Origin of the sequence: Mycobacterium sp. E3305 (assembly GCF_001666785.1) — a bacterium.
GTDB lineage: Bacteria > Actinomycetota > Actinomycetes > Mycobacteriales > Mycobacteriaceae > Mycobacterium.
Map to the genome: position 1 here is coordinate 1 of NZ_LZJA01000185.1, position 9,460 is coordinate 9,460.

At 69.8% G+C, this 9,460-nt stretch carries 10 protein-coding genes; 4 read left to right on the plus strand and 6 right to left on the minus strand.

Annotated features, from left to right (window positions below; translation table 11 throughout):
* Positions 1 to 324: DUF3000 family protein (locus tag A5701_RS16975; protein ID WP_156670129.1), on the minus strand; the 324-nt coding region annotated here is incomplete at its 3' end.
* A 76-nt stretch (positions 325 to 400) separates the two neighbouring features.
* On the minus strand, positions 401 to 1,222 hold the full coding sequence (locus A5701_RS16980; protein ID WP_067756038.1) for an enoyl-CoA hydratase/isomerase family protein: 822 nt from the start codon (positions 1,220 to 1,222) through the stop codon (positions 401 to 403).
* 58 nt (positions 1,223 to 1,280) lie between these two features.
* Between A5701_RS16980 and hemE the strand changes: the two genes are divergently transcribed.
* The 4 genes from hemE to A5701_RS17000 are packed head-to-tail and all read left to right on the plus strand — an operon-like array spanning position 1,281 to position 5,132.
* Positions 1,281 to 2,330 carry a uroporphyrinogen decarboxylase gene (hemE, locus tag A5701_RS16985; protein ID WP_067756041.1) on the plus strand — a complete coding sequence of 350 codons (1,050 nt, stop codon included), beginning with the start codon at positions 1,281 to 1,283 and terminating at the stop codon, positions 2,328 to 2,330.
* Positions 2,327 to 3,682, plus strand: a complete 1,356-nt coding sequence (locus tag A5701_RS16990; protein ID WP_067756044.1) for a protoporphyrinogen oxidase — start codon at positions 2,327 to 2,329, stop codon at positions 3,680 to 3,682. Before hemE ends, A5701_RS16990 begins: the two co-directional genes overlap by 4 nt.
* Positions 3,683 to 3,687: 5 nt before the next feature.
* Positions 3,688 to 4,383: a hydrogen peroxide-dependent heme synthase gene (gene hemQ, locus A5701_RS16995; protein WP_067756046.1), complete on the plus strand. Its 696-nt coding sequence runs from the start codon at positions 3,688 to 3,690 to the stop codon at positions 4,381 to 4,383.
* Positions 4,380 to 5,132, plus strand: coding sequence for a class I SAM-dependent methyltransferase (locus tag A5701_RS17000; protein WP_067756051.1), 753 nt, complete (start codon positions 4,380 to 4,382; stop codon positions 5,130 to 5,132). Before hemQ ends, A5701_RS17000 begins: the two co-directional genes overlap by 4 nt.
* A gap of 114 nt (positions 5,133 to 5,246) precedes the next feature.
* Here A5701_RS17000 and A5701_RS17005 read toward each other — a convergent pair whose 3' ends face one another.
* The 4 genes from A5701_RS17005 to A5701_RS17020 all read right to left on the minus strand — a co-directional run.
* Positions 5,247 to 6,095: an endonuclease domain-containing protein gene (locus A5701_RS17005; RefSeq protein ID WP_067756054.1), complete on the minus strand. Its 849-nt coding sequence runs from the start codon at positions 6,093 to 6,095 to the stop codon at positions 5,247 to 5,249.
* Positions 6,096 to 6,259: 164 nt separating this feature from the next.
* A complete protein-coding gene (gene msrB / locus A5701_RS17010) occupies positions 6,260 to 6,670 on the minus strand; it encodes a peptide-methionine (R)-S-oxide reductase MsrB (RefSeq protein ID WP_067756057.1) in 411 nt (136 codons plus the stop codon).
* A 62-nt stretch (positions 6,671 to 6,732) separates the two neighbouring features.
* Positions 6,733 to 8,019 carry an arabinofuranan 3-O-arabinosyltransferase gene (aftC, locus tag A5701_RS17015; RefSeq protein ID WP_231972842.1) on the minus strand — a complete coding sequence of 429 codons (1,287 nt, stop codon included), beginning with the start codon at positions 8,017 to 8,019 and terminating at the stop codon, positions 6,733 to 6,735.
* 13 nt (positions 8,020 to 8,032) lie between these two features.
* A partial coding sequence (locus A5701_RS17020) for an alpha/beta hydrolase (RefSeq protein WP_156670130.1) occupies positions 8,033 to 9,460 on the minus strand: 1,428 nt, incomplete at its 5' end.

Below are 9,460 nucleotides of genomic sequence, written 5' to 3' on the forward strand. Positions count from 1 at the left end.
GATGGTGCCGTCCCACGCGTCGGCGCCTTCCGGGTCGTACAGCAGGATGAGTCGGCCGAAGGCGTCGCCGTCGGACCGCTCCGGGATGATCTCGCGGTCGGGATGTTTGACCTCGGCCCCCAGCGCGTAGCTGTAGGGCGCCAGGCGTTGGGGCGGGCGGATCGGGCCCAGCTCGATTTCCGACCGCACGGTGACGCCGTTCATCGCCGCTACCGCCTCGCGGAATGGCTCCGGTTCAGCTGAGGTCACTTGGCGCCGCTCCTGTTCATCCCGGTCGCTCTTCGTCGTCGCGGCACGGGTCACAGGGTCCGACGGTAGACCCATCGGCCGACAGGCGAAACCAGGCGCGCCGACCGCGACCAAGCCGTTACCAGACCTCATCCGGGCGTATCGAGCCAGCTCAGGAGGCGTTTCCGCCGGTAAATCGGGCCGGCCGCTTCTCGCGATGCGCGGCCAGACCCTCCTGCACGTCGGGGCCGCTGAAGCTGAGGAACTCGAGGCCGAGCGAGGTCTCGAAGGCGGGCGCGAACATGCGGTACCAGTAGTTGAGGCTGTGCTTGGTCCAGCGGATGGCGTTCTGCGCGCCCCGCGCCAGGTCCTCGGCGATCCGCGTCGCCGTCGAGAGCACGTCGTCGTCGTCGACGCAGGTGGACACCAGGCCGATCCGCTCGGCCTCTTCGCCGAGCAGGGTTTCGCAGGTCAGCAGGTAGTACTTGGCCTTGGCCATGCCGACCAGCAGCGGCCAGCAGATCGCGGCGTGGTCGCCGGCGGCCACGCCCAGCTTGGTGTGCCCGTCGATCAGCTTCGCCGTGCGACCGGCCACCGAGACGTCGGCGAGCAGGGCCACCACCAGGCCCGCCCCGACGGCCGGTCCGCGGATCGCCGAGACGACCGGCTTGTCGAAGTTGACCATGTTGAGCACGAGGTCGCGGGCCTCCCGCATGATGCGGATCCGGTCCTCGTACTCGCCGATGGTTTCGGCGATCAGGTCGAAGCTGCCGCCGGACGAGAAGGCCTTGCCTTCGCCGCGGACCAGCACGACGCGCACGTCGGGGTCGCGGGCGATCGCCGGCCAGATGTCGGCGAGGTCGCGGTGCATCTGCGGGCCGACCGAGTTGAGGCCGGGGGCGTCGAGAACCAGCGTCAGGATGCCGTTGTCGCCCACTTCGCAGCGCAGGCTGGGGAACTCGCCGTAATTCACCGGAGGCTGGCTGACTGGCACGGTCGTTGATAGTACGCAGCGCGGGGACGGGGCCGCCGCCGTGGCAGCATTGAGGACGATGAGTACCCGTCGCGACCTCCCCGAGTCGCCGTATCTGGCCGCCGTCACCGGCGGCAAACCCGGCCGGCCCCCGGTGTGGTTCATGCGACAGGCCGGCCGTTCGCTGCCCGAATACCGGGCGCTGCGGGCCCAGACCGACATGCTGTCGGCCTGTTTCGACGCCGAGCTGGTCTGCGAGATCACCCTGCAGCCGGTGCGGCGCCACGACGTCGACGCGGCCATATTGTTCTCCGACATCGTGGTGCCGCTGCTCGGCGCGGGCGTCGACCTGGACATCGTCGCGGGTGTCGGGCCGGTGATCGCGTCTCCGGTGCGCACCGCCGCCGACGTCGATGCGATGAAACCCCTTGACCGCCAACGGATTCAGCCGGTCTCCGATGCGGTCACGCTGCTGGTGGCCGCGCTCGGCGCGGTCCCGCTGATCGGCTTCGCGGGGGCGCCGTTCACCCTGGCGTCCTACCTGATCGAGGGCGGACCGAGCCGCCACCACGCCCGCACCAAGGCGATGATGCTGGCCGAACCGGACAGTTGGCACGCGCTGATGGAGAAGCTGACCGACATCACCGTCGGTTTCCTGCGGGTGCAGCTGGAGGCCGGGGTGGACGCCATTCAGGTGTTCGACTCGTGGGCGGGCGCCTTGTCACTCGCCGACTACCGCACCTACGTGCAACCGCACAGCGCCCGGGTTTTCGGCGCCCTCGCCGAATACGGCGTGCCGATGACGCACTTCGGGGTCGGCACCGCCGAACTGCTGGGCGCCATGTCGACGGTCGGCGCGACGGTCGTGGGCGTGGACTGGCGCACCTCGCTGACCGACGCGGCCGGCCGGGTCGCGCCCGGAACGGCGCTGCAGGGCAACCTCGATCCGGTGGTGCTGATGGCCGGGTGGCCGGCCGTGGAACGCGCCGCTCGCGCCGTCGTCGAGGACGGCCGCCAAGCCGTCGACGCGGGCGCGACCGGTCACGTCTTCAACCTTGGCCACGGCGTGCTGCCGGACACCGACCCCGGTGTGCTGACCGACCTGGTGTCGCTGGTCCACTCCCTATGACTTCTCCGTCGTATTGCGTTGTCGGGGGCGGGATTTCGGGGCTGACGGCGGCCTACCGGCTGCGCGCCGCGGTGGGCGACGACGCTGACATCACCCTGTTCGATCCCGCCGACCGGCTGGGTGGCATCTTGCGCACCGAGCGTGTCGGCGGGCAGACCATGGACGTGGGCGCTGAGGCGTTCATCCTGCGCAGGCCCGAGATGCCGGCGCTGCTGGCCGAGCTCGGCCTGTCGGACCGCCAACTGGTGTCCACCGGCGCGCGCCCATTGATCTACAGCCAGCGCAACCTGCATCCGCTGCCCACCGGCACGGTCATCGGGATTCCGTCGTCGGCCGCCTCGGTGGCGGGATTGGTCGACGCGGCGACCGTCGCGCGCATCGAGGACGAACCCGGCCGGCCTCTCGCTTGGCGGCCCGGCAGCGACCCCGCGACGGCCGAACTGGTCGGGGAGCGGTTCGGCGAGCAGGTCGTGACCCGGTCGGTGGATCCCCTGCTGAGCGGGGTGTATGCGGGGTCGGCGGCCACCATCGGTCTGCGCGCGGCGGCCCCCGGCGTCGCGGCGGCCCTGGACCGCGGCGCCTCCAGCCTGACGGACGCGGTGCGGCAGTCGCTGCCGCCGGCGACCGGCGCTCCGGTATTCGGTGCGCTCGACGGCGGCTACCAGGTGCTGCTCGACGCGCTCGTCGCGCGCGCCCGGCCGCACTGGGTGCGGGCCGGGGTGCAGCGGCTGGCCCGCGCCGAGGCCGGCTGGTCGCTGCTGGACGACACCGGTGCGCGCTGGTACGCCGACGCGGTGATCCTGGCCGTCCCGGCCCACCGCGCGGCACGCCTGCTCGCCGAGATCGCCCCGGGCAGCGCCGCCGCCGCAGGCCGGATCACCAACGCGTCGTCGGTGGTGGTCGCGCTCGCCGTGCCGGGCGGCACGCCGTTCCCGGACTGCTCCGGTGTGCTGGTCGCGACGGGGGAGCGGTTGCGGGGCAAGGCGATCACGCTCTCGTCGCGCAAATGGGGCGCCCGCGGGGACGCCCAGCTGCTGCGGCTGTCGTTCGGCCGCTGCGGCGACGACGTGGCCACCAGCGTTTCCGACGACGAGCTGCTGGGCTGGGCGGTGAGCGACCTGGTCGACGTTTTCGGGCTGGCCGTCGACCCCCTCGACGCTCGCGTGCAGCGCTGGATCGACGCCATGCCCCAGTATGGGCCGGGCCACGCGGAGCTGGTCGCCGAGATTCGGGCAGGTCTGCCGCCGACGCTCGCCGTGGCCGGCAGCTACCTCGACGGCATCGGGGTGCCGGCGTGCGTCGGGGCGGCCGGGCGCGCGGTCGAGGCCCTCGATCTGAAAGTGGCACGATAGGTTCCATGGCCAAGCTCGACTACGACACCCTCAACGCCACGATCCGGTACCTGATGTTCTCCGTCTTCTCGGTGCGGCCGGGCGAGCTCGGGGAACAGCGCGACGCCGTGATCGATGACGCGTCGCGGTTTTTCAAGCAGCAGGAGGAGCGCGGCGTCGTGGTGCGCGGCCTCTACGACGTGGCGGGCCTGCGGGCCGACGCCGACTTCATGATCTGGACGCACGCCGAAAACATCGAAGCGCTGCAGGCCACCTACGCCGACTTCCGGCGCACCACCACCCTCGGACGGGCTTGCACACCGGTGTGGAGCAGCGTGGCGCTGCACCGGCCCGCCGAGTTCAACAAGAGCCACATCCCGGCGTTCCTGGCGGGCGAGGAGCCCGGCAACTACATCTGCGTGTATCCGTTCGTCCGGTCCTACGAGTGGTATCTGCTGCCCGACGAGGAACGGCGCCGCATGCTCGCCGAACACGGCATGGCCGCCCGCGAGTACAAGGACGTGCGCGCCAACACGGTGCCGGCGTTCGCGCTCGGCGACTACGAATGGCTGCTGGCCTTCGAGGCGCCCGAACTGCACCGCATCGTTGACCTGATGCGCGAGCTGCGCGCGACCGACGCGCGGCGGCATACCCGCGAGGAGACACCGTTTTTCACCGGTCCGCGGGTGTCGGTCGAGCAGTTGGTGAACGCGCTGCCATGACGACCGCTTTCGACCCCAACGATCCCACCCGCTTCGAGCAGATGTACCGCGATGAGCGGACGTCGCACGGCCTGCCCACCGCAACGCCGTGGGACATCGGCGGACCCCAGCCGGTGGTCCAGCAGCTGGTCGCGCTCGGTGCGATCAAGGGCGAGGTGCTCGACCCGGGCACCGGGCCGGGCCATCACGCGATCTACTACGCCTCGAAGGGCTACGCGGCGACCGGCATCGACGGGGCGGCCGGAGCCATCGAGCGCGCGCGGCAGAACGCCGAAAAGGCCGGGGTGTCGGTCAATTTCGAGCTGGCCGACGCCACCAAGCTGGACGGGTTCGACGGCCGGTTCGACACGGTCGTCGACTGCGCCTTCTACCACACGTTCAGCACCGAGTCCGAGCTTCGGCAGTCCTACGTGCGTGCGCTGCACCGCGCGACCAAACCGGGCGCGCGGCTGTACATGTTCGAGTTCGGACAACACAACATCAACGGCTTCAAGATGCTGCGGTCGTTGTCCGAGAACGATTTTCGCGACGTGCTTCCCGCGGGCGGCTGGGAGATCACGTATCTCGGCACCACCACCTATCAGGTCAACATCAGCGTCGAGTCCATCGAGCTGATGGCCGCGCGCAATCCCGACATGGCCGATCAGGCCCGGGAGTTGCTCGAGCGCTTCCGCGTGGTCGAGCCCTGGCTCGAGGGCGCACGCGCGCACGCCCCGTTCTGGGAAGTGCACGCCACCCGGGTGGACTGAGTTCGTCCCACTTGGCGGCCTGCCTCGAGCGAGGCGGCCCGCGTTCGCGCCAGGCTCGCTCCTTCCGCGAGACTTAAACCGTGGCGGGACTTTACAGCGTGTCGTGTGCGTGGTTTAAGTGTCGCGGCATCCACGACGGACGAGGGCGGCCCGCACGCGGTGTACCACGTCGTCGGGCTTGTCCTCGGCGATCACCCGGATCACAACCCAGCCAAGCTCGGCAAGCTTGCGGAGCCGATCCTGGTCCCGCACATACTGGGTGCGGTTGGTGCGATGGTGGTCGCCGTCGTACTCGACGGCCACCTTGTATTCCTCCCAACCCATGTCGAGGACGGCGACGAGTCGCCAGTTCACCTGCACCGGTATCTGCGTCGTGGGAGCGGGAAGCCCGGCGTCGATCAGCAGCAACCGCAGCCACGTTTCCTTCGGGGATGCCGCGCCCGGGTCGACCAGCGGAAGCGCTGTGCGCAGCGTCCGCAGTCCGCGGGCCCCTGCGTGACGCTTGGCGAGCAGCATGACCTCCTCGCTCGAGAACGGGGTCGCGCGCATCAGCGCATCGAGTCGCGCTACCGCCTCGCCGCTGGGCGGCCGCCTGGCCAAATCGAACGCCGTCCTCGCGAGAGAGGTCACCCGCAGCCCGTTGACACGGGTGACCTCGTCGGGTCCGACTCGCTGGTTGCGGGCGATCACGCCCGTCGGTGGATGCGGATTTCGCCAAATCAGCTCGATCGGCTCGTCGTCGTCGATCCACCGCGAACCATGTAGGGCGGCCGCGGCAAGTCCGGCGAGCACGCCGCGGCGGTCCGACCACAACCACGCCCCAACGGAACGCGTCCGGAGCGACGGCGTGGCGTGGGCCGGCAGATAGACGTCGGGATATATCGCGCGAAACTGAGCTCGCAGCTGGTGCCGGCTCAGGGCTCCCCGCCGCAATGCCTCGCTGCCGACAAACACGTCGTCCACACCGGGAAAGACGTCACGACGCTCCCGCAGGCTCCGCGAGACTTAAACGATGGCGGAGCCTTGCGGCGTGTCGTCTGCGTGGTTTAAGTGTCGCGGCAGCCGACACCCGGCAGCCGACAGCCGACGCGACGCGGCGGCCGACGCGTGGCGGCGGCCGAAAGGGATTACGTCCCCGCGGGCACCAGGCGCAGCGAGATGGAGTTGATGCAGTAGCGCTGATCGGTCGGCGTCGGGTAGCCCTCGCCGGTGAACACGTGGCCTAGGTGGCTGTGGCAGTTCGCGCACAGCACCTCGGTGCGCGTGGTCCCCATCGAGTGGTCGGGCCGCAGGATCACCGCGTCGGAGTCGGCCGGGTCGAAGAACGACGGCCAGCCGCAGTGCGACTCGAATTTCTCTGTGCTGCGGAACAATTCGGCGCCGCACGCCCGGCACTGGTAAATGCCTTCGGTTTTGGTGTCGGTGTACTCACCGGTGAACGGCCGCTCGGTGCCGGCGCGACGCAGCACGTGGAACTCTTCGGGCGTCAGCTTCTGGCGCCACTCGTCGTCGGAGAGTTGGAGCTTCGGGCTGCTCATGCCTCCACGCTAGCGCCATTTGCGGTGACCCGCCGCGCCCGGCGTCGAGCCGCGCCCGGCGATCACCGCGCGCCATCACGCCCAACCGGCACCCACGCCGGATCGATGCCGTCGGCCAGCCGGTCCTCGGCCTTCGCATCGAGGTAACGGAACAGGAGCACCGTGAACACCACGATCAGCAGCAGCGACCAGCCGTAGGTGATCTTGAGGTAGTGCAGCGCGCGGCCGTACCTCATGTACCGGTAGATCAACCAGTCGTCGAGCGTGAGAAATCCATAGATCCCCAGCCACGCCGGCCAGTTGCGGATCAGGGAGTTCCGCAGCACGACCGTCATCAAGAACGGGAACAGCATCATCGAGTAGTAACCCTGGGCCAGCGGCAACACCAGCCACGACCACAGCAGCAGCACGCCCGACGAGTTGGTGAACCAGAACAGCGGATCGCGGGTGCGGTAATAGCGATAGAGCAGCCACAGCGCGCCGATCGCGAGCACCGTGAACAGAAGCCGCAGGAAGACGATCAGCCAGGTGGGCACGCCGAAGTACACGCCGTTGCCCTCGATCGAGCTGTTGAAGTAGTCCCGGACGCCGCCGATGTAGGGCAGCGTGCGCGTGACGAAGTCGGCCGGATCGCTGACCAGCGGCCAGGCGGCCGCGTTGATGGCGATCGGGACCAGGAACGCGGGCACCAGCGTCCGCCACTGGCGGTTCAGCAGCGGCAGCAGAAGCAACGGCCCCAGCACCGGTTTGAGCGTGAGCGTCAACCCGATCACGAGCCCGGCCCACCACTGGTGCCGCACCTTCCCGTCCAGCAGCCAGCGCAAGAACAGCACCTCGGCCAGCAACACGCAGCCGTTGATGTTGGTGAACACCAGCGTGCTGGTGACGCTTTCCGTGCAGAACATGGCCAGCAGCAGGGCGGGCGCGGCCACCGAGGACAGCGTGAAGTTGAACAACCGCAGCAGCAGGTACCAGGCGATCAGGATGGCCACGGTGTTGATCAGGATGAACAGGTACCGCGACGGCGTGAAGGACAGGTAGCCGAACGGTGCCATCAGCAGGGTGCCGCCGGGCGGATACAGGTAGTGCGGGTCGACGTAGTCGAAGTGCTCGTTGTAGATGTCCCAGCCGCGCCGGAAGTTCAGCACCGCCCGGTACACCGGCTTGAAGTCGTCGGTGATGTTGCCGTTGAGCGTCAGGATGATGCTTCGGTGCAGCACCGACATGATGGCCACCGGCCATAACGCGGACCGCAGTATCGCCGCGGTGCTCGGCGCGCCGCTACCGGGACGAAAGGCGGCGAGGGTCCGATCGCGCAGGCCGGTTCGGGTCGAGTCAGCTGCCGTCACGAAGCGCAAAGTATCAGGCGGGACAGTACGTGTCGGTCCCGGGCAGCTTGCCGCTGTTGACGTAGCCGATCAGCGGGGAAACCGCGCACGGCGAGTAGATGCTGGCGCCGTGGCCGATGCCCTGCCACATCACCCGCTTGCTGGCCGCGTTGGCGTTGATGACGGTCGCCGCCGTCGCCGCGACGCCTTCGGTCCCGACGATCGGGTCGTTCTGCACGCCGAGCAGCAGGACGTCGACCTTCAACGATTTCGGCGGCGCCGGGGGCGAACCGGTGGGCCAGTGCACGCATTTGACCAAGTTGAGCGCCGCGACGGTGCCGAATTGCGGGTACAGCTTGGCCCACGCCACCACCAGTTCGCGCACCCGGTCCGGGGTGGGGCGGTTGACGGCGTCGCTGCAGGTGTTGACGAACTGGCCGTCGGAGTCCTCGGTGGCGTTGGCGTGGTTGATCAGGTTGGTCAGCTGGTTGGTGTCGCCGGAGCGGGCGGCCGCCAGGGCGTTGGCCAGGTTGGTGGTGGCGTTGACGCGGCCGCCGGCGGGAAAGCCCAGCGCGACGGTGATGGCGTTGGCCACCTCGGCGACGGACGCTCCGCCGGGGCCCTTGCCGGCGCGGGCGTCGGCCAGCAAGGCGCCGACGGCGCCCTTGGGGTCGGCGCCCAGCGCGCAGTTCACCGCGATGCACTGGGCGGCGAACGCGTCGAGCGCGGCCTGCTGGCCCTTGACCTGTTGCTCGGCGGCGGCTTCGGCGTTGACGCCCAACGCGACTGGCGAGTCGAGGATCAGCCGGGCGACCTTGTCGGGGCGCGTCGCGGCGTAGGCCAGCGCCACCTGGGCGCCGTTGCCGATCCCGACCAGCGCGACCGCGGGCACGTCCCACAGCGTGCGCAGCCGCTCGATGTCCGAGGCGGCGTGGGCGTTGTCGTAGGCGCCGGCGCCCGGCGCGATGGCGTCGGTGCAGTTGGTGGTGGCGGTGTTCGCGACGTCCGAGAGGTTGGCGACGGGATCGTCGCCGGTCTGGAACTGCGCCTGGTCGCGCATGATCTGGCGGTCGGACGAGTCGCGGCAGTCGATCGGGTTCGACATGCCCATGCCGCGCCGGTCGACGGCCACGATCGGGTGCGTCTGCAGCACGTCGGCGCCGCCCCGCGACAGCCAGACCGGCAGCTGTGCCGACGACGGCAGGTCCGAGCCGGTGGTGAAGACCAGCGGGCCCGCGTCGCGGGGGGTCTGGCTGGAGCGGGCGCGCACCACGCCGACGCTCACGGTGCCGGTCCCGCCGCCGTTCGGGTCCAGGTCCGCGTCGTAGTTCGCGCAGTCCAGCTGGACCCCGGCGGCGGGCGGGACCGCGGCGTCGCCGAATACCCGCGACGTGCAGTCGTGCCAGGGCAGGTCGTTCTTGGGCGCAGTGATGGGCGGCGGGCCGCTGGGCGGTGGCTTGGC

Bases quoted from the DNA above. Each gene is read 5' to 3' on its own strand.
- A5701_RS17000 (WP_067756051.1), top strand. From the start codon at position 4,380: ATGACGACCGCTTTCGACCCCAACGATCCCACCCGCTTCGAGCAGATG.
- A5701_RS16990 (WP_067756044.1), top strand. From the start codon at position 2,327: ATGACTTCTCCGTCGTATTGCGTTGTCGGGGGCGGGATTTCGGGGCTG.
- hemE (WP_067756041.1), top strand. From the start codon at position 1,281: ATGAGTACCCGTCGCGACCTCCCCGAGTCGCCGTATCTGGCCGCCGTC.
- msrB (WP_067756057.1), bottom strand. From the start codon at position 6,670: ATGAGCAGCCCGAAGCTCCAACTCTCCGACGACGAGTGGCGCCAGAAG.
- hemQ (WP_067756046.1), top strand. From the start codon at position 3,688: ATGGCCAAGCTCGACTACGACACCCTCAACGCCACGATCCGGTACCTG.